16 protein-coding genes are annotated in these 20593 nt (G+C 56.9%); 7 read left to right on the top strand and 9 right to left on the bottom strand.

The features are described from left to right. The first annotated feature begins 55 nt into the window (after positions 1–55). The 4 genes from ORG26_RS09635 (at position 56) to ORG26_RS09620 (ending at position 5097) form a co-directional block, all read left to right on the top strand. On the top strand, positions 56–1501 hold the full coding sequence (locus ORG26_RS09635; RefSeq protein WP_266368772.1) for an oxidoreductase: 1446 nt from the start codon (positions 56–58) through the stop codon (positions 1499–1501). Continuing rightward, complete coding sequence (locus ORG26_RS09630) at positions 1498–2268, top strand: 3-ketoacyl-ACP reductase (protein WP_266368770.1); 771 nt, start codon at positions 1498–1500, stop codon at positions 2266–2268. Before ORG26_RS09635 ends, ORG26_RS09630 begins: the two co-directional genes overlap by 4 nt. Positions 2269–2403: 135 nt before the next feature. Then, positions 2404–3708 carry a Gfo/Idh/MocA family protein gene (locus ORG26_RS09625; RefSeq protein WP_266368768.1) on the top strand — a complete coding sequence of 435 codons (1305 nt, stop codon included), beginning with the start codon at positions 2404–2406 and terminating at the stop codon, positions 3706–3708. Positions 3709–3852: 144 nt separating this feature from the next. After that, positions 3853–5097, top strand: a complete 1245-nt coding sequence (locus ORG26_RS09620) for an MFS transporter (RefSeq protein WP_266368766.1) — start codon at positions 3853–3855, stop codon at positions 5095–5097. Positions 5098–5161: 64 nt separating this feature from the next. Here the strand turns inward: ORG26_RS09620 and pdxR are convergent, their stop codons facing one another. Beyond that, entirely contained in the window at positions 5162–6631 is a 1470-nt protein-coding gene (gene pdxR / locus ORG26_RS09615) for a MocR-like pyridoxine biosynthesis transcription factor PdxR (RefSeq protein ID WP_266368764.1), read from the bottom strand. An 88-nt stretch (positions 6632–6719) separates the two neighbouring features. Here pdxR and ORG26_RS09610 point away from each other — a divergent pair, with 88 nt between their 5' ends. Beyond that, a complete protein-coding gene (locus ORG26_RS09610) occupies positions 6720–7346 on the top strand; it encodes a pyridoxamine 5'-phosphate oxidase family protein (protein ID WP_266368762.1) in 627 nt (208 codons plus the stop codon). 42 nt (positions 7347–7388) lie between these two features. On the opposite strand, the gene ORG26_RS09605 is transcribed toward ORG26_RS09610, so the two are convergent. From ORG26_RS09605 to ORG26_RS09575, 7 genes are all read right to left on the bottom strand, one after another. Continuing rightward, the gene (locus tag ORG26_RS09605; protein ID WP_266368760.1) at positions 7389–8333 is read right to left on the bottom strand and encodes a 3-oxoacyl-ACP synthase III family protein; all 945 of its coding nucleotides are present in this window, start codon (positions 8331–8333) and stop codon (positions 7389–7391) included. Positions 8334–8440: 107 nt separating this feature from the next. Then, positions 8441–9559 carry a glycosyltransferase gene (locus ORG26_RS09600; protein ID WP_266368758.1) on the bottom strand — a complete coding sequence of 373 codons (1119 nt, stop codon included), beginning with the start codon at positions 9557–9559 and terminating at the stop codon, positions 8441–8443. Beyond that, positions 9560–10219 (bottom strand): deoxyribose-phosphate aldolase, encoded by a 660-nt coding sequence (gene deoC / locus ORG26_RS09595; RefSeq protein ID WP_266368756.1) that lies wholly within the window; start codon positions 10217–10219, stop codon positions 9560–9562. A gap of 6 nt (positions 10220–10225) precedes the next feature. Beyond that, positions 10226–10810 (bottom strand): Uma2 family endonuclease, encoded by a 585-nt coding sequence (locus ORG26_RS09590; RefSeq protein WP_266368754.1) that lies wholly within the window; start codon positions 10808–10810, stop codon positions 10226–10228. A gap of 65 nt (positions 10811–10875) precedes the next feature. After that, positions 10876–14244 carry a preprotein translocase subunit SecA gene (gene secA / locus ORG26_RS09585; protein WP_266368753.1) on the bottom strand — a complete coding sequence of 1123 codons (3369 nt, stop codon included), beginning with the start codon at positions 14242–14244 and terminating at the stop codon, positions 10876–10878. Between the two features lie 207 nt (positions 14245–14451). Next, entirely contained in the window at positions 14452–14796 is a 345-nt protein-coding gene (locus tag ORG26_RS09580; RefSeq protein WP_266368752.1) for an energy transducer TonB, read from the bottom strand. Between the two features lie 263 nt (positions 14797–15059). Further along, the gene (locus ORG26_RS09575) at positions 15060–16229 is read right to left on the bottom strand and encodes a hypothetical protein (RefSeq protein ID WP_266368751.1); all 1170 of its coding nucleotides are present in this window, start codon (positions 16227–16229) and stop codon (positions 15060–15062) included. A 462-nt stretch (positions 16230–16691) separates the two neighbouring features. Between ORG26_RS09575 and ORG26_RS09570 the strand changes: the two genes are divergently transcribed. Both ORG26_RS09570 and ORG26_RS09565 read left to right on the top strand, forming a co-directional pair. Continuing rightward, entirely contained in the window at positions 16692–17798 is a 1107-nt protein-coding gene (locus ORG26_RS09570) for an alkaline phosphatase family protein (protein WP_266368750.1), read from the top strand. Positions 17799–18376: 578 nt separating this feature from the next. After that, complete coding sequence (locus ORG26_RS09565) at positions 18377–19276, top strand: gliding motility-associated C-terminal domain-containing protein (RefSeq protein ID WP_266368748.1); 900 nt, start codon at positions 18377–18379, stop codon at positions 19274–19276. 68 nt (positions 19277–19344) lie between these two features. Here ORG26_RS09565 and ORG26_RS09560 read toward each other — a convergent pair whose 3' ends face one another. Next, on the bottom strand, positions 19345–20325 hold the full coding sequence (locus tag ORG26_RS09560) for a sodium-dependent bicarbonate transport family permease (protein ID WP_266368747.1): 981 nt from the start codon (positions 20323–20325) through the stop codon (positions 19345–19347). Positions 20326–20593: the final 268 nt, after the last annotated feature.

Genomic DNA, 20593 nt, shown 5'->3' with positions numbered 1-20593 from the left:
TAAACTCCGTACCCCTCTAAACTCGGTGCAACTCCGTGGTTAAACAAGCTAAACCATGAGCGAAAAATACAAACCCCGCTTTCCCCGCATGGCCCAGATGAAGACGGCGACGGACCTGCGGAATTATTTACAAACGAACAGCATCGAACTGCCATTTGACGATACGCTGCTGCCACCCGCCGAAAGTCCGTTCGGCCAACCCATTCCCCTCAAATCGGGTAAGACGGTCGGAAATAGTCTGTGTATTCTGCCGATGGAAGGCTGGGACGGTACGCTCGACGGCCGCCCGACGGAGTTCACCCGCGCCCGCTGGAAAAAGTTTGCCATAAGCGGGGCCAAACTGCTTTTTGGCTGCGAAGCCGTGGCCGTAACGCATACCGGCAAGGCCAATCCCAACCAGCTCGTAATGAATGAGGAAACCTTTCCTGATTTTGTCGAGCTGCGGCAGATGCTGCTGGACGAACACCGCGCGGCCTTTGGGACTACCGATGGCCTGGTGATCGGCCTGCAGCTGACCCATTCGGGCCGGTTCTGCAAGCCGCACAGCCACAAGCAGTTTGAGCCGAAGATTCTGTACGGACACCCGTTCCTGAACCAGAAATTTGGGATGGGCGAGGACTACCCCGTGCTGACGGACGACGACATTGACCGCATTATCGAACAATACATCCAGGCGGCGGTGCTGGCCCAGAAAGCGGGGTTCGATTTTGTCGACATCAAGCATTGCCACGGCTACCTCGGCCACGAGTTTCTGAGTGCCGTTAACCGGCCGGGTAAGTACGGCGGTTCGTTTGAAAACCGGACCCGCTACCTGCGCAGCATCGCGGAAGGCATCCGGCAGGCCGCCCCGGGCCTCGAACTGGCCATCCGCCTGAGCGCCTTCGATTTTCTGCCCTTCAAAAAAGGCCCCGACGGGCAGGGCATTCCCGAATCCGCCGAACAGTATCCGTACGCTTTTGGCGGACAAAAAAACGGTCTCGGCGTGGACCTCACCGAGACCAAAGCGGTACTGGCGCTGGCCGAGTCGCTGGGTATTCAGATGGTGTGCGTCACCGGAGGCAGCCCGTATTACAACCCGCATCTGATGCGCCCCGCCCTGTTCCCACCCTCGGACGGGTATCTGCCGCCGGAAGACCCGCTGCTGGGGGTAAAACGCCAGATTGATGTCACCTGCGAACTGAAAAAGGCGTTTCCCGAAATGGTCATCATCGGGTCCGGGTATTCGTATTTGCAGGAATGGCTGCCCAACATCGCCCAGTACGTGCTCCAGAACGGCATGGCCGACAGCATCGGTTTCGGACGGATGGTGCTGTCGTACCCGACGATGCCGGCCGATATGATCGCCGGAAAACCGCTGGTCCGCAACCAGATTTGCCGGACATTCTCGGATTGCACAACGGCTCCCCGGAACGGCCTTATCTCGGGCTGCTATCCGCTCGACACGCTCTACAAAAAACGCCCCGAAGCCGAACAGTTGAAACTCATCAAAGAAAGCCTGTGAAACGAGTTGCCTTTATCACGGGCGGCAGCCGGGGCATTGGCTACGGCATCGCCCGGCATCTGGCCGGGGCGGGGTTTGATCTGGCCATCAATGGCGTCCGACCCGAAACGGCGGTCACCGAAGCGCTCGACGGCCTCCGGGCGCTGGGGGCCGAAGTCCTTTACTGCCCCGGTGACGTGGCTTCGGCCGAAGCCCGGACCGCCATGCTGGAAAAGATTAAAAGCCACTTCGGGCGCTTGCATGTGCTGGTCAACAACGCCGGGATTGCCCCGAAAGAGCGCCGCGACATTCTGGAAGCTACCGAAGAAAGTTTTCAGCACCTGCTGGCGACCAACCTGCAGGGTCCGTACTTTCTGACGCAGGCCGCCGCTAACTGGCTGATCGCGCAGAAGTCCGGGTCGCCGGACTTCTGGGGTTGTATCGTCAATGTCTCGTCCATTTCGGCGACGGTAGCTTCGGTCAACCGGGGCGAATACTGCGTGGCCAAGGCGGGGCTGAGCATGGCAACCCAACTGTTTGCGGTCCGGCTCGGCGAGTTTGACATTCCGGTGTATGAGGTGCGGCCGGGCGTGATCAAAACGGACATGACGGCGGGGGTTACGGAAAAATACGACAAGCTCATCGCGGACGGTCTGTGTGTGCAGCCGCGCTGGGGACTGCCCGACGACGTAGGACGGGCCGTTACCGCGCTGGCGAAAGGCGATTTTCCGTATTCAACGGGACAGGTGATTCTTGTGGACGGAGGGCTGACGCTGCCGCGTCTGTAAGTTTTTGGCTGTCAGACGTTAGTTTCGGCCGCCGGGGCGCTTTGGTGCAAATAGTCGCAGAAAGCCCCGGCCATGCCGGAACCAGCCAGTCGGACAATATTCCTGATCCTATAGATTTCAAACCCTTACACCTGTATGAAAAGCCAATCAGAGTCCCGGCGGGATTTTTTGAAGACCGCCGCCACCGGTTCGCTGGCCGCGCTGGCCCTGCCAACGTTCATTCCTGCCCATGCTTTCGGGGCCAACGACCGCATCCGGGTAGCCGTGCTGGGGGTGAACGGGCGCGGACAGGATCACATTGCGGGTTTTTCCAAACTGCCGAATGTGGAAGTGGTCACGCTCTGCGATGCCGATAACGTAGTGTCGGCCAAACGGGCTGCCGAATTCGAACAGAAATACGGGCGCAAGGTGCAGACCCAGCAGGATTTGCGCAAAGTGTTCGACGACAAAAACATCGACGCCGTCAGCATCGCCATGCCCAACCACTGGCACGCCCTGGCGACCATCTGGGCCTGCCAGGCTGGCAAGGATGTGTACGTCGAAAAGCCCGGTTCGCACACCTTCAGCGAAGGGCGGAAGATGATCGATGCCGCGGCCAAATACAACCGCATCGTGCAGCACGGCGTCCAGTTACGGAGTTCGACGGCCATTCAGGAGGCGATCAAACACCTGCGCGACGGTCTGATCGGCAAGGTATACATGGCCCGGGGGCTGGTCTTCAAATGGCGCCCCGACATCGGCAATCAAGGTACTTCGTCGGTGCCCGAAGGGCTGAGCTGGGACTTGTGGCAGGGTCCGGCCAAAGCCCGTGAATTCAGCAAAAACTACGTCCACTACAACTGGCACTGGTTCTGGGATTACGGCAACGGCGATATCGGCAACCAGGGCATTCACGAAACCGATCTTTGCATGTGGGGACTCGATGTGGGCTTCCCGGAGGAAATCAGTTCGTCCGGCGGCAAATTTCTCTGGAACGACTGCAAGGAAACGCCCGAAACACTGACGTCGGTTTACAAATACCCGAAAGAAGGCAAAGTCATTCAGTTTGAAGTCCGTCCGTGGATGACCAACATGGAAGACGGCGTGCAGGTCGGCAATATTTTTTACGGCGATAAAGGCTACATGGTCATCAATGGCTATAACGACTACAAGACGTTCCTCGGCCGCGACCGCACGCCCGGCCCGGCGGGTCACGCGGGCGGCGACCATTACCTGAACTTTATCGAGGCGGTTCGGGCGCGGGACAAGTCGAAGCTCAACGGTCCGGTCGAAACGGCGCACCTTTCGTCGGGCATTGCGCATCTGGGCAACGTCGCTTACCGCCTCGGCCGTACGCTGAAGTTTGACCCCAAGAAAGAACAGTTCATCGGTGACAGCGAGGCCAACGCCATGCTCAACCGGAAATACCGAGCCCCGTACGTCATTCCGTCGCAGGTGTGAGTGGTTCTCGCAGATGCTCGCAGATTATAATCGCAGATTTCCGTAGAAAAAACTGCTGAATCTGTGCAAACTGCGAAAATCTGCGCCTCAAATCCGCGGGCATCTGCGAGAACCACCCACTCCCATCCCCAAAATCGTAACTCCATGATTCAACAACCCCTCAAAAAAGAATCGCTTGCCAGCCAGTTGCTCAGTCTGCCCGTCATGGTAGCCGCCCTGGGTTACCTGGTCGATATGTACGACTTATTTCTTTTCAGCGTCGTACGGGTTCCCAGTCTGAAAGCGCTGGGTGTGACGCCCGACCAGCTACTTCCCCAGGGCATTTTTCTGCTGAATATGCAGATGGCCGGGCTGCTGCTTGGCGGCATTTTCTGGGGAATCATGGGGGATAAGCGGGGGCGGTTGTCCGTCCTGTTCGGCTCCATCCTGATTTATTCCCTGGCCAATATTGGCAACGGACTGGTTACCAGCATGCCGCAGTACGCCCTGCTGCGTTTTATTGCCGGGGTAGGACTGGCGGGCGAACTGGGAGCGGGCATTACGCTGGTGACCGAAGTGCTGCCGCGCCAGATTCGGGGTTACGGGACAACTATCGTGGCAACGATGGGCGTTCTGGGCGCTATTCTGGCGTATTTTGTCGCGGATTTGTTCGAATGGCGAAACTCGTACTTTGTCGGCGGCGGTATGGGCCTTCTGCTGCTTTTGCTGCGGGTGAACGTGTTCGAATCGAGCATCTTCGAAGTGGTCAAAGAGCGGCAGGTGAAGCGGGGCGATTTATGGATGCTGATTACCAGTCGCGAACGCCTGCTGAAATACTTCCAGTGCATTCTGGTCGGCATGCCGATCTGGTTTGTGGTTGGGGTTCTGATTACGTTCTCGCCGGAATTCGGGCAGGCCATGGGCCTGACGGAGCCGGTCGTGGCGGGCAAAGCGGTCATGCTGGCGTTTGTCGGGCAGGTGGTCGGCGACGTCCTCAGCGGGCTTTTGAGCCAGTACCTGCAAAATCGCAAGCAGGTCGTTGGGGGCTTTATCCTGCTGTCGTTTGCCTTTGTACTCGTCTTCCTGCTGGCGCCTCTGCAAAACGTGAACACCTTCTACGGCATCTGTATCCTGCTGGGTGTTGCCAACGGCTACTGGGCCCTGTTTGTGACCATCGCGGCGGAGCTTTTCGGAACCAACCTCCGGGCAACCGTCGCCACGACCGTCCCCAACTTTGTGCGTGGCACGGTCATTCCGCTGACGACGCTGTTTGTGTGGGGCAAAAACCAGTTCGGAACCCTGAACAGCGCCCTGGGCGTCGGGTTGCTGACGGTCGCGCTGTCGTTGATCGCCTTGTATTACATGGAAGAAACGTTCCGGAAGGATCTCAATTACGTCGAAAAAGACTGAGGCAAAAGCCCGGAGAGCTGGCTCGTGACGGGTCCGGCTCTCCAAATTTTTGCTTTACTATAACTTAACGGGCGAAAACTTCCCGCTTCAGAATCGCTACTCCCTGCTCCATTTCTTCCACGGTGCAGGAGGCAAATCCAAGTCGGGTGTGGTGCAGCGGCAGGCCGTCGGGGTGGTAAAACCGGCCATCGCTGAAGACCAGCCCCTGTTCCCGACACCGCGCCGACAGCACGGCCAGATCCAGCTCCTTCGCGAACTCCGCCCAGACCGCCAGCCCGCCATCGGGAACGGTGAACGAAACCGCATGGCCCACCTCCTCCCGCAGCAGCCGACAGAAGGCGTCCCGCCGCTGGTGGTAGATCTTCTGCGCTTTTTTCAGATGCCGCTGAATGTCGCCCTCGGCCAGCATTTCGGCAATCGCCTGCTCCAGAACCGTGTCGCCCTGCCGGTCCACAATGCGCCTTAAATAGCCAAGCTCGGCAATCAGGTCGGGCGGAGCCACCACGTAACCCACCCGAAACGCCGGGGCCATGGATTTGGTGAACGAGCCGATATAGACGACCATCCCGGCCGGGTCAGCGCTGGCCAGGGGCAGGATCGGGCTGCTGGCGTAGTGAAAATCGTAGTCGTAATCATCTTCCAGAATCACAAACCCGTACTGTTCGGCCAGCTGCAGCAGCTGAATCCGGCGCTCGGCACTCAGCGTTACCGTCGTCGGGTGATGGTGGTGCGGCGTGAGGTAGAGGAGCCGGACGGGCTGCCGCCGACACTGCTCGGCCAGCGCTTCCACGACCAGCCCCTGCTGATCGACCGGAAGCCGGAGGAGCGTCGCGCCTCTTTCGGCAAAAATCATGTTGGCTGTCCGGTAATTGGTCTGGCCTACGGCGACGGTATCGCCCGGTTCCAGCAGAACCTGCGCGAGCAGGTAAATGGCCATCACGCTGCCGCGCGTGGTAAAAACGTGCTCGGCCGTTGCCGGAATGCCGCGGCTGTCGTGCAGGTATCGGGCCAATTGCTGCCGGAAGAACAGACTGCCGTTGGTGTCGGAATAGCCCAGCAGATGGTGCTGAAAACCGCGTTTCAGGATGGAGCGGTAGTTGCGGGCCAGTTGTTCGACAGGTGCCAGCCGGACGTCCGGAAACCCGTCGTCAAAGGTCAGCAGGGCATTGTTTTTCAAAACCGGTATGGCCAGATGCTTCCGTTTTTTGACCTCATAGCCCGTCCGACCCGCCATGCCTTTGGTCGGCGTATCCGGCAGCGGGCGGGGCGTAATGTCCGGTAACTGGCTGCTCACAAACGTCCCCCTCGACGGATGCTGAACCAGCCAGCCCTGCGCCGCCAGGTCTTCGTAAGCGGCAATCACGGTTTTCCGGTGAATGCCGAGCAGCACGGCCAGCGTCCGGCTGCCGGGCAACCGGGTATTGGCCGGAAGAATTCCCTGGCGGATATGCCGGATAAACGTGGTGATGAGCTGGGCGGATAACGGGGTTGCACTCTGGCGGTTCAGGACGAAAAGGGTTTTGTAAGGCAGCATAACCGGACTACTCAAAATCTAAAAACTGGTACACCTGACTAGTCCGGTAAAGGAATAGTTTTGTCCGAACAAAAGCAACAGACCCATCATGCTCACTTCCCGTACAAAGCTCAGCCGCCTGCCCAAGCGCGGCTCCCACGAAAACGAGGTTATCTATCCGATTCTGGATGAGGCGGTATTCTGTCACGTGAGTTATTCGCTCGACGGGCAGCCTTTCATTCTGCCGATTGCCTACTGCCGGATCGACGACACGATTTATATTCACGGATCGGTAGGCAGCCATTTTTTTCGTCAGTTGAGTGAGGGCGTGGAGGTCTGCGTGGCCGTCACGTTGCTGGACGCGATGATTATGGCCCGGTCGGCTTTCTCTCATTCGGTCAATTACCGCTCGGTGGTGGCCTTTGGAAAAACGCGGCTGGTGGAGGACGAGGCCGAACGCTGGCTGGCGCTGGAACGGATTACCGACCACGTGTTCAAGGGGCGCTGGGCGGACTGCCGGCTGCCAAACGCCAGTGAGATGAAGAAAACGATGGTGATTGCGATTCCGCTGGAAGAAGCTTCGGCCAAAATCCGCAGCGGTGGCGTCAACGACGACCTGGAGGACCGGGAGTTGCCTTACTGGGCCGGAGTCGTGCCGGTCTCCACGGTCTTTGGCGAACCCGTCGCGGACGCGGGTCTGGAAGGACAAAATGCCCCGGACTATTTGAAGAGATAAATCCGTAGAGACGCAATAGGCTGCGTCTCTACAAACGGGTGCTTATACTTCCACCAGCATGGCCCCGTACGAGTAGCCGCCGCCGAAGACCGTGACCACGATAATCTCGCCCTTCCGGAATCGGCCGCGTTCCTCGGACATGGCGATGGCGCAGCCCGCACAGCCGGTATTGCCGAGCCGCTGGATGTTGGAAATCAGTTTTTCTTCCGGCAGTTTCAGGGTCCCAATGACGTTCATGCTGATACGCAGGTTGGCCTGGTGCGGAATCACGTACGCCACCTCGTCGATGGTCCGGCCGCATTTCTCCAGCACCTGCTGGCTGACCCGGGGCATGTATTGACAGGCGTTGATGAACACATCGCGGCCGTGGGGCATGATGACGCCTTTATCCAGCGGTTTCAGCACGACGCCCGTGGTGGCCTTGCCGCTATGGGCGGCGCCGCCCGTAATCAGGCATTTCACCTGCATATCCGATTCGCTGATGCGTTCCTTCGAGATCAGCAGCGCGGCCGCTCCGTCGCCCCAAAGGTGGCCCGAAACCGTATCGTGTTCGTTGTTGTAGGCGGTGTTGTGCTCGGAGACGATGACAATCGCCCGGGTGGCCTTGTTCATGGCAAAATAGCCTTCTACCACCTCAATGGCGTTCAGCAGCGAGGAACAGGCCGTCGAGATCGACACCACCGGAATGTCGGGAATGCCGAGGTTATGCTGCACCACGTGGGCCAGCGTGACAATTGTATCGTGAGGCGTGTAGGTGGCACCAACAATCAGGTCGATTTGGGAGGGCTCCAGAGACGTGTTGTCAAACAACCGGCGGACCGCTTCGAGGGCCATCGTGTTCGTATTCTCATCGACACCCGCTTTCCGCCGTTCCGTTATTCCTGTTCGCTCGATTATCCATTCGCTCGAAAGCCCGTTGAGTTGGGTAAAATGTTCATTGCCAACTACCTGAGAGGGAAGGTAGTGGCTGAGTGCATGAATGTACATGGTAAGTTACTAAAGACCCAATGCAGCCGGGCCGCATTTCCGGTTGAAAATTAACTCTTTCCGGGAAAGTGTGGTATTTAATATTGGAACAATGATAAAATTACTTTTCAGAATTCAATAAGTTGGTAGAAGTCGAGCAACTTGCGCCGTTCGGTTTCCCAGGTATAATACCGTTCGGCGGCAACCCGGCCCCGCTCACCCATCGCTTCTGCCTCGGCCGGGTTTTCGATCAGAAAACGAAGGCAGTCGGCCAGCGCCTGCGGGTCATGTGGGTCGATACAAAAACCGCACCGGTGCCGCTCGACCACTTCCCGATACAGCGGAAAACGGGAGGTAATAACCGGAAGCCCCAGCGCCATGTATTCAAACAGTTTGGTGGGATACGACTCCGGATAGTCAGCCACGGGCTTCAGCAGGGCCAGTCCGGCGAGGGATTGAGCCGCGATGGGCAGGGCCCGCTGCTGGTCCGTATAGCCGTAAAAAACCAGATGCTGTCTTAACTGGCTGTACGCCGGAATGGTTTCTAATTCCTTTTCCGGAAAAGCTAACGGTCCGAACAGATGCATCCGGAACGGGTAACCGTGCTGCCGGAGCCGGGCCAGACCGTTGATCACCGTGTCGATGGCGCGTTCGAAACTGATGCCGCCCAGGTAAAAAATGTTGATCTCCGAATCCGGCCCGTGCCGGGTGGCCCGGTAAGGCTGGTAGTCCGCAACGATGGGGTAGTTGTAGACGATGACCGAAGGGTGGCGCAGCCGGTCGTACGTCTGGAGATACCCGTGTTCCGTAAAAATAAAGTAAAAACAGCGCCGCGCCGCTTCATCGAACCCGCGAAAGAAACGCTGGAGCAGCGAGCTGCGGTTGTGTCGCTTAATGGCGACTTTTTTGTAAATATTTTCCTGCACTTCGTAAATGACTCGGCTTCCCAGCAGCCGGTAGATAAACGCCAGCGGAAGCAGGTCCGGCATGTAAATATGGACAATGGCCGGGCGCAGAAAAAACGTTCGCAGCAGAATATACGGCGACGTCAGCAGCACCCGCCAAACAACGCGCCGGAAGCGGGGCAGCCGGATAAACCGGACTTCCGGCGCGGCGGACGGGTCGGCCCGGGGCAACGCGCACCAGACCTCGTAGCGCTCCGCCAGCGCCGGACACTGTTTGTAGACGATGCGCGGGTCGCGGGGAGAGTGGGCGGTGCTCAGGTGTAAAACCCGTTTTTTTCGCATTTACACTTCTTCCATAATCGCCACGCCGGACGAGGTGCCGATTCGAGTGGCCCCGGCATCCAGCAGCGCGAGCACGTCCGCGCGGGTTTTGATGCCGCCGGAGGCTTTGATTTCAATGGTTTCGGGAAGGAGGCTCCGCATCAGCCGAACCTGTTCGACCACGGCCCCGGCCGGCGCAAAGCCCGTGGAGGTTTTGACAAAATCGGTGCGGGCTTCGGCGCAGAGTTCGCAGGCGATCCGGATTTCGTTGTCGTCGAGATAGGCCGTTTCGATGATGACCTTCAGGAGTCCGTCGCGGTCGTGCACCAGTTCGGCCAGCTTCTGAATCTCGTTCTGTACGGACTGATACGCCATGGATTTGAAAGCACTCAGGTTGATGACCATGTCGATCTCCAGCGCGCCGCACTCCAGCGCCTGCTCCGCTTCCAGAAGTTTGACGGTGGTGGTCTGATAGCCCAGCGGGAATCCAATGACGGTGCAGATGGTGGTGCCGGGGTAATGCTCCATCATTTCTTTGACGTACGGGACAAAATACGGGGCTACGCACAGGGCCTTAAACGGGTATTGAATCGCATCGCCGCAGAGTGTCCGGATATCGGTTTCGGTGGCGGTGGGCTTCAGGTTGGTATGGTCGATGAAGCGGGCTAATGATTGATCCATTCGGTATCAGGGAAGCAGTCCTTCCGTCAGGGCGTAGACGTCGGAAAGCGGTAGCGTAAAATCAATGGAATGAAGGTATAGGCTGTCGGCGGCTTTGTTCGTCTCCTGCCGGAGCGTCCAGAAACCGGAATCGGGTTTGTACCAGACTTCCGCGTGTACTTTCTCGGAATCGACCAGAATGTACTCCTGAAACGACGGAATCTCGCGGTACAGCTGAAATTTGGCTTCCCGGTCATAACCAACCGTGCTGCGCGACTGCACTTCGATGATAGCCGTCGGATTAAGCAGAGTGTCCAACGCCGCATCTTTCAGGAACTCCGGCTTTCCGCAGACAATGACGATGTCGGGATAGGTGTACAGCGTGTTGGCAGGAATGTGGACCCGCAGATCGGACGAGAACGTCTGGCAGGATTTGCCGCGTAAGTATCCACCGATTACAATGGACAGATTTTCCGTAATCCGGTTGTGGTTTCGCGAAGCACCGGCCATCGCAAAGATTTCCCCCTGGAAATATTCGCTCTTGTACTCGGCCTTTCGTTCGAGTTCCAGATAATCCTGTTCGCTATAGTACGTTTTCGGTAAAGCTGACATCGCCGTAAAAACAAAGCCTCCGTAAAGATAATCTCCACGGAGGCTTTATGGTTGCAGGAATCGAATTATTCAATCAGAATCGCCTTGCCGCTGAGCACGTCGTTTTCTACCGTTTTGTATTTCACGTCGCGTTTCACGGTGCCGTCAGCGTACTGCACGCTGACTTTCTCGTTGCGGTTGGCCACTTTGATCGAGCGGACCGGTGCCTGCTTTTCGGCGGAAGCCATTTTGCGGGCGTATTCCTGCGGGCCACCAGCTACCGGTTCATCGTGTTCCTCCTTGTTGGTATGCAGTTCCGGCTGCGGTTCCGGCTGGCGGTAGGCCGGGGCCTGCTGCACTTCCTGCTGGACCTCTTCCGCTTCCTGACCCGGAATGTCGGCTTTCGCCAGGAATCCGATGGTGTCGAAGTTCACTTTCACCAGGAAGCGCTTGAACAGCTCGACCGATTCGAACTTATACACCAGCAGCGGGTCTTTCTGCTCGAACACCGCGTTCTGCACCGACTGCTTCAGGTCGTCCATCTCGCGCAGGTGTTCTTTCCACTCCTGGTCGATGATCGACAGCGAAACGGCCTTTTCCATCTCCGTAACCAGCGTGCGGCCTTCGGTCGCTACGGCCTCGCGGAGGTCGGTGACGACCATCAGTTCGCGCAGCCCGTCCGTAAACGGCACAACGATGTCTTTCACCATTTCGCCGCGTTCTTCCAGCACCGCGGTCAGGACCGGCATGGCTTTCTGGCGGATAGCGTCGTTTTTATCGCGGTAGTGCGTTTCGGCTTCCTGATACAGGCGGTTGATGGCGTCCGGCTTTTTCATCCGGCCGAACTCGTCGCGGCCCAGGCTCGTCTGGAAGCCCAGCGTGGTCAGCAGCTGAAGCTGTGCCTCGTCGAAGCTTTCGGCATTGTTGACGATCTCCTCGCAGACGTCGTACATCGTGTTGGCAATGTCGAGGGCAAGGCGTTCGCCGAAGAGGGCGTTGCGGCGGCGTTTGTAAATGGCCTCCCGCTGGTAGTTCATGACGTCGTCGTATTCGAGCAGGCGCTTCCGGATGCCGAAGTTGTTTTCCTCGACCTTCTTCTGGGCGCGTTCGATGGACCGGGTAATCATCGAGTGCTGGATCACTTCGCCTTCTTCCAGACCCATCCGGTCCATGACCTTCGCAATCCGCTCGGAACCGAACAGGCGCATCAGGCTATCTTCCAGCGACACGAAGAACTGCGACGAACCGGGGTCACCCTGACGGCCCGAACGACCGCGCAGCTGCCGGTCAACGCGCCGTGATTCGTGGCGTTCGGTACCGATGATGGCCAGACCGCCCGCCGCCTTGGATTCCGGCGTCAGCTTGATGTCCGTACCCCGACCGGCCATGTTGGTCGCAATCGTCACCGTACCCGGCTTACCGGCTTCGGACACGATTTCGGCTTCTTTCTGGTGGAACTTGGCATTCAGAACCTGGTGCTGAATCTTGCGCAGCGTCAGCATCCGGCTCAGAATCTCCGAGTTTTCTACCGAAGTCGTACCCACCAGCACCGGGCGGCCCTGTTCTACGAGGCTGACGATTTCGTCAACGACGGCATTGTATTTTTCGCGAACCGAACGGTAAACCTTGTCTTCCTGGTCTTTGCGGACGGCCTGCCGGTTGGTCGGAATCGAAACCACGTCCAGTTTGTAAATCGTCCAGAATTCACCGGCTTCCGTTTCGGCCGTACCGGTCATACCGGCCAGCTTGTGGTACATCCGGAAATAGTTCTGGAGGGTGACGGTCGCGTAGGTCTGCGTGGCGTCTTCCACCCGTACGCCTTCCTTGGCTTCCACGGCCTGGTGCAGACCGTCCGACCAGCGGCGGCCTTCCATGATCCGGCCCGTCTGTTCGTCCACAATCTTCACCTTACCGTCCATGATGACGTAATCGACGTCTTTCTCGAACAGGGAGAAGGCTTTCAGCAACTGGTTGACGGTGTTGATCCGCTGCGTTTTTACGGCATAATCGCGGATGATCGCTTCCTTGTGCAGAATTTTTTCCTGTTCGTTCAGCTCCGGATTTTTCTCCACCGCCGAGAGGTCGATCGACAGGTCAGGCAGGATGAAGAAGGTCGGATCTTCGCCCGAACCGGTGATAAAGTCAATTCCTTTTTCGGTCAGCTCGACGCTGTTGTGCCGTTCGTCGATGGTGAAATACAGCGGGGCGTCGGCTTCCGGCATGAGCTTCTGGTTTTCGGCCAGATAAATCGCTTCCGTTTTCTGGAGGACCTGCTTCATGCCCGTCTCGCTCAGGAACTTGATGAGGGGCTTGTATTTCGGGAAACCGCGGTGAGCCCGGAAGAGGGCCAGCCCGCCTTCCTTTTCGTCGCCCGCCGCAATTTTTTTCTTTGCTTCATTGAGCAGCTGCATCACGAGGCTGCGCTGGGCTTCCACGACGCGGGAAATGCGGGGTTTCAGTTCGGTAAATTCCTGCTCGTCGCCGCGCGGCACCGGACCCGAAATGATCAGCGGCGTCCGGGCGTCGTCGATCAGCACGGAGTCCACTTCATCGACCATGGCGTAGTGGTGCTTGCGCTGCACGAGTTCATCCACGCCCCGCGACATGTTATCGCGCAGGTAATCGAAGCCAAATTCGTTGTTGGTCCCGTAGGTAATGTCGGCCAGATAGGCCTGCTTGCGCTGGAAGGAGTTGGGCTGGTGCTTGTCGATGCAGTCGACGCGCATGCCGTGGAATTCGAACAGCGGCCCCATCCACTCGGAGTCCCGCTTGGCGAGGTAGTCGTTGACCGTTACGATGTGTACGCCCCGTCCGGCCAGTGCGTTGAGGAAAGCCGGGAAAGTAGCCACGAGGGTTTTTCCTTCCCCCGTTGCCATTTCGGAAATTTTTCCCTGGTGGAGTACCGTACCGCCGATGATCTGGACATCGTAGTGGACCATATTCCATTTGATGGGGCTTCCGGCGGCGTCCCAGGTGTTGGCCCAGTAAGCCCGGTCGCCCTGAATGACAACGCTGCGTTTGCGGGAGGCCAGTTCGCGGTCGTAGTCAGTGGCCGTTACGTCGAGTTGCTCGTTTTCGGCAAAACGACGGGCCGTTTCCTTGACCACGGCAAAGCCGCGCGGCAGAATCTCCATCAGAACAACTTCCAGTTCTTTGTTCCGATCGGCTTCGAGCTTGTCAATCTGGTTGAACAGGGTTTGCTTCTGGTCTACGTCAAGGGTGGGATTGAGGGCCTGCTCCTTTAATTGGGCGACTTGGGTATCGATATCCTGCAACCGTTGGGCAATAGTCTGCTTAAGGTCAACGGTTACCTGGCGCAATTCGTCGTTGGAAAGGGTCCGCAGCTTGTCAAACTCGGCATTTACCAGACCGACGTACGGGTAAAGTTCTTTAAGGTCCCGCTGCGTCTTGGTGCCGAAGAGCTTGGTTATCCCTTTGGTGATAAGGTTAATCATTGTTTCTTGCTTGGAAAAACTTCCGCAAAATTAGCGGTTTGCACGTAGTATACTAACAATTTACGTACGGTAATAATTGCCGGGGCCTCAGGAATTTCGTGAAAGGTGCTTTTCGGCTTTTAAAAGGCAAAAAAAAGCCCGGCGCCAACGAATCAGCACCAGGCTTTTATTGGGTTGAAAGTTTAACGTTAAACTTTCAACCTTTCTTTAGTCCAGTTGAAAGCGCAGTCGGACGGTGTGCATTTCCTGCGAACCCGCTTTGGCTACTTCGATTTTTTTGCCGGTCAGTTGCTTGATGAGGCTGTTGTTGAGCTTTTCGTCCTGGCTGAGGACCGCCACCTGACTCATCCGGTTCTCTTCGTTTACCTTAAACTGCACCACAACCACACCTTCACGATTGCCGTCCTGCAACACGTCCGGATAAGAGATATAGTTGGTCAGCTGCTGCTCAAGCCGCTGTTTGGGCTGTGCTTTTTTTGAGCTGCGGGGCTTTGCGTTTACGCCGGCGGTCGTTAAGCCAACCAAAAGAAGAAGAAATATCAGGTTTTTCATGTTTTGACGGACGTTTAACAGTAAAACTTTGCTCTCATGCAGAAGCCAGCCAATGTTACCGGGCTGTTACCTCAATGTTAAGACAATGTTAACAAATTGTGAATTCAATATTAAGCGAATGTTAAAAAATATTTTTTCATATGTCTCTAACGGTCCGGCGACAACCGGTCCGGATGGAAAAATAAAAAGCGGCCGCCCAAGGGACAGCCGCTTTTCACGGATTAACTATACTTCTACTGTATTATCAGACTTCTACTCTATTATCAGGGATTGTTACTCTGAACGATGGTGGCCGTGTTGGCCGTACCGACCTGCTCGATCTGGACCAGGCCGCCGACGCCGGTTTGCGTAATGGTCATGGTATTCAGGTCGCCGCTCTGGAGTGCAAAGGAACCGGCTCCGCCGAGGCCCTCCACGATATTGGCGTCGCCGTCCTGGCTAATGGTGGCTACGTTATCGTTACCCAGCGTTTGCAGCAGACGGGCTTCGTTATCGTTGCCGGTCTGGGTGACGGTGGCCGTGTTGTTGTCAGACAGTACGTTCTGCTGCACGTAGGCGTAGTTGCCGTCGCCGGTCTGGGTGATGGTCGCTTCGCTGCCGATGGCGTCCAGCTGATCGATGAGGGCGTCGTTGTCATTGCCGGTCTGCGTGATGGTGGCGGTGGCCCCAATGGTGAACAGGTCCGACTGGTTGATGTAGGCATAGTTACCGTCGCCAACCTGATCGACGGTCGCCACGTTGTTCGGACCGGCCTGGGCTTCCTGATAAATGAAAGCCTCGTTGTCGCTGCCGTCCTGGTTGATGGTCGCCGTTTGCGGACCAAAAACGCTGACCTGGGAAATGAACGCGTAGTTGTTGTCGCCGGTCTGGGTAACGGTCGCGTCGTTGAGCTGTCCATCCTGGTTGATGACCGCTTCGTCGTCCGTGCTGTTGGTCTGCGTGATCGAGGCCGTGTTGCCCGGCCCAACCCCGTTCTGCGTGATGGTCGCGATGCTTCCAATGGCCCCGTCCAGGTCGGCGCCGGTACCAGCCTGATTTACCGTCGCCGTGTTGTTTTCACCCGTCTGCGTGATGGTGGTCGTGGCGTCAATGGTGAAGAAGTCCGACTGGTCGGCGGTGGCGGTCTGGCCCGAGCCGCTCTGGCTGATGGTGATCAGATTGCCGGGACCGGCCTGAAGGTTCTGGTACGCCGAGGCGGTGTTGTCATCGCCGGTCTGTGTGATGACGATCTCCTGCTGGTAATCACTGGTCTGCTCGGTGGTGGCGGTGTTGCCGGTACCGGTCTGGCTGACCGTCACGGTCTGGTCTGCGCCGGTCTGGTCGAGCGTGGCTCCGTTGCCTGTTCCGCTCTGGCTGAGCGTGGCGGTGTTGGTCTGGGCATAGGCAGCGGCCATCATCAGCAAGGCGGCGCCTGTCAGAAGCACTTTTTTCATGCGTGTGGTTATAAATAGGTGAACAGAGAAAATCTGCTCTTCGCAGAGCATTCGAGCAAATGAAGAGGCGCTCAGTGCGCTTCGGTGGGAGCAAAGATATAGTTATTCGCTAGGGAAAAAGAAGAATAATTTTTTGTAATTATTAAGCGGTAAACTTGTATTATCCAAATGTTAACTGGCCGGGTTCCAGGCCCGCAAAACGCCGTCCGACCGCCCGGTTGACCAGGCTCTTGTTTCCGGTATGGACCGCCCCGACCGCTCAACCGACCGCCCCGTTTCCGACTCACCGAAGCACAGGATAAAGGCCCGGCGCGAACAATCGGAAAGTAAAACTTTTTGGCCCAACAAAAGGTAGACGCCAGGAGAAAGGTCGTGCTTTCGAGGGGTTTGTCATCTACCGGTAACCCGTTTGCTGACGCGTGCGCCGACCCGCGCCGATGGAAGGGGGGCTACGGAAACCGTATGAAAAAGAAGATTTTCGCCTGGCTCGGGATCGGGATGCTGCTGGGAATCCGGGTAGCGGCGCAACCCGCCCAAAACGTCGTTCTGGTAACGCTCGACGGTGTACGCTGGCAGGAAGTGTTCAACGGAGCCGACGGGCGCCTGCTTTTTGATCCGGCCTACTCGCCCGACACGGCCAAAGCCCGGCGGCATTTCTGGGGCGCGACACCCCAGGAAAGACGGCAGAAACTGATGCCTTTCGTCTGGAAAACCGTCGCCGAGCAGGGGCAACTCTACGGCAACCGGCAACTCCAGAGCCGCGTCAACGTCGCCAATCCGTACTGGTTCAGCTACCCCGGCTACAGCGAACTGCTGGCGGGCTATGTCGACGACCGGGTGAAGTCCAACAAAAAGATTCCCAATCCGAACCCGACCGTCCTCGAATTTCTGAACAAAAAGCCGGACCTGCGCGGAAAAGTGGCCGTTTTCTCGTCCTGGGAAGTGATCGAGGCCGCCGTCAACGAGTCGCGCAGCGGCATCCCGGCCAACTCGGCCAACGAGGCCCGAAAAGCCGACAATGCCGTGGACTCGCTCCTCAACGATATGACGGCGCTGCTGCCCCGGGAATGGTGCGATGGCGTGCGGGCCGACTTTCTGACCTATTTCACCGCCCGGGCATATGTACAGCGCCACAAACCCCGGGTGCTGTTTCTTTCCTTCGACGAAACGGATGAACTCGCGCATGCGGGCCGTTACTTTGACCACCTGACCATGCTGCAATCGCTGGACCGCTATCTGGGCGATTTGTGGCGGACGATGCAGGCCATGCCGGAATATAGGGGCAAAACAACGTTTATTCTGACCACCGACCACGGCCGCGGCCAACAGGGCAAAGCCCGCTGGAAAAGCCACGGCACCGGCACCGGCGGCTCGTACCAGATGTGGCTCGCGGTCTGGGGTGCCGGGGTAGCCCCGACCGGCGAACAGTCGGGCGGCCCCGTCTTCTTCCAGCACCAGATTGCCGCTACCCTGGCCCGGGCTCTTGGGTACGACTTTCATAGCGATAAACCCGTGGGCCCACCAATCGACAACGTCTTTGCGCCCGCGCCTGCCCGGGTCGAGCCCTGAGTCAGGAAGACAAGAGACACAAGACAAGAGAGAAAAGACAAGAGACTCAACGGCTGTAAACCGGAAACCTAATCCTGTCTCCTGTCTCTTGTCTTTTCTCTCTTGTCTGAACATGGGCTTTGACTGCGCTGAGGGGCGCAAAAAAAAAGTTTTCATGAAAAATAAATTTCCCTTGTTTTTTATTGTACAACAAATCATATTTGACCACACATAAGTAAAAATAGTCGCATATGTCAATTAAATGAGCGGGTAGATTGAACGGTAGCGGCTCTTACTAACTCTTACTATAAGTAGCTTTGCCTGATCTGCCTCTTATAACAAGTAGATTGGACCGATAACAAGAAGTAAACAGGCCCCAAAAGGACAGCCGCTGCATGGAGCAGCCTGCTCCCGCCGGGCACCTGAAAGAAAGTAACCCTGATTGAAGGGACAGAAGAAACGGGTCAAGGGAGGCCCTTTCATCCTGATCAGAAAGTAACGAGTACTATCCCAGGATTGTCTGCAGGTTTTGGCCGACCTGCCGAAAAAGCAACCGGGGGTAAAAGTATCTATAGCGGATAAGCTTAAGACACACTTCTATGAAAGAGAAAGTTTACTTTCTGCTTGGCGTATTATTGACGCTGACAACGGCATCCTTTGCACAAAAGGGCCGTTTTCAGGTTCGCTTCACCGTCAAATCGGTCGATTGCGCCAGCGCCAAAACCGTCATCGTGGTTCAGGTGCGGAGCAGCCACCCCGACAGCACCTTTCTGCTCGGCGACGCGAACTATCGCTTTACGTACAACCCCCTTCTGATTCGTAACCCGCAGATTGTCAGCCAGGAAAACTTTTCGAACGTTGCCCCGGCTTCCGACAGCTATTATCTGGCGCAGAACCTGATGGGCAGTACCGCCGGACCCACCCGGGGACAGGTCTCGCTCAACTCCGTGTATGCCGGCACCGGCACCGGCGCCCGGCGCGTCGGGACGGAGTGGATGAACGTCGCCTGCATCGGATTCGACATCGTGAACGCGCAGGCCGTGACCAGCAACTGCTTCGGGCTGACCTGGAATACGGATGTCGATTTTCCGGTGTCCGGCCTTGATGAGGTGGTCCTCAAAAATGAAAACGGGTCGTTTGATTACACGTCGAAAGAGGTTGCTTCGGCCGGCGTCTTCGAAAGCCTGACGCTGCAGCCATTTGCCCGGATTTGCGCGGGTATCGGAATGGAGACCAGCGGAGAAGTGCAGATTCCCGACGGCTTTTCACCCAATGGTGACGGCAGCAACGATTTGTTTGTGATCAAAAATCTGGGAATGCTCAAAGCAGAACTGCAGATTTTTGACCGGGCCGGTACCGTTCTGTACGACAGCCGCGATTACCAGAATGACTGGAGCGGGCAGACCGCCCGGGGACTGATCTCGCCCGGAACCTATTTTTATACCCTCAAACTCAGCGACGGCCGGAAGTTTTCCCGGTCAATCACCATCGTGCGGTAAAACGGTCGGCAGCGTATAGCGGGGAAGTGTTCAGGCGACATTTCCGGCTATGCGCTGCCGATACGCTTTTACAGGGCCCCTTTGCAAAGGAGCTCTACCAGATAATAGTACATCGGAATCCCAACCACGATGTTGAAGGGGAAGGTGACCGCCAGGGCCATCGGGATATACAGTCCGGGGTCGGCCTGGGGAACGGCCAGCCGCAGGGCCGCCGGTACCGCAATGTAGGAGGCGCTGGAGGCCAGAATAGCGAGAAGAAAGGCATTCCCGTTTGAAACGCCGAGGGCGTGCGCCACCAGAATGGCCAGCACAGCGTTGACCGGCGGCATCAGTAGCCCGAAGGCGGTCAGAAAGCCGCCAGTACTGCCGAACGCCTTGATGCGCCGGGCCGCCACGATTCCCATATCCAGCAGAAAAAGCGCCAGAAAGCCTTTAAAAATATCACTGGTAAAGGGCTTGATTCCCTCCGCCTGCTTTTCGTCGGACACAATTCCAATAATCAGACTTCCCAGAATCATCAGGACCGAGCCGTTGCTGAAGCCCTCGCGGACGACATGCTTGAGCGAGTGGTGCTGGGGAATGTTGTCTTCACTGAACATCCGGATCAGGATGACCCCGATGATGATGGCCGGCGATTCCATCAGCGCCATGGCGGCCACCATATGCCCCCCAAACGGAATGCCCTTGTCGGCCAGAAAGCTACTGGCCGTGATAAACGTAACGGCACTGACGGAGCCGTACGTAGCCGCGAGCGCTCCGGCATTGGCCGTATCCAGACGGCTCCGCAGAATAAAGAAACTGTAGAGCGGAACGGCAATCGCCAGGGCCACTGCAATGCCGAGCGTCGTGGAAACCTCCGCCGTCAGGCCGCTATGGGCCAGTTCCATCCCACCTTTAAATCCGATGGAGAAAAGCAGGTAAAGCGAAACGAATTTTGAGATCTGAGGCGGAATTTCGAGGTCGGATTTGATAAAAACAGCAACAATACCCAGAATGAAGAAAAGGAGGGTGGGGTTGGTCAAGTTGCTGATTATAAGACTAACATCCATTGCGGTTCGGCCAGTTGGTTAAGTACAAGAGCGGACAAAAGTAGGCTTAGTATTTATACTATTCAATACGGTAGTAAAACTTTTAATCCTTAAAGCATTGTTTCCTAATAATGTGCTACCAATCACTGCGATAATCCCAATTTTGACCGCTTGCAAGACCGTTCGGCAGGGGCCTGAATGTTTTAAATGGTATTTTAATCGAGCATGTGGTACTCCAAATCTTCCTAATTACTCTATTTTTGTTCAAGAGTAACCGTAACGAGGAGTC

The sequence above is a fragment of the Tellurirhabdus rosea genome (genome assembly GCF_026278345.1).
GTDB classification, from domain to species: domain Bacteria; phylum Bacteroidota; class Bacteroidia; order Cytophagales; family Spirosomataceae; genus Tellurirhabdus; species Tellurirhabdus rosea.
This window is presented reverse-complemented; position numbering and strand designations above follow the sequence as displayed.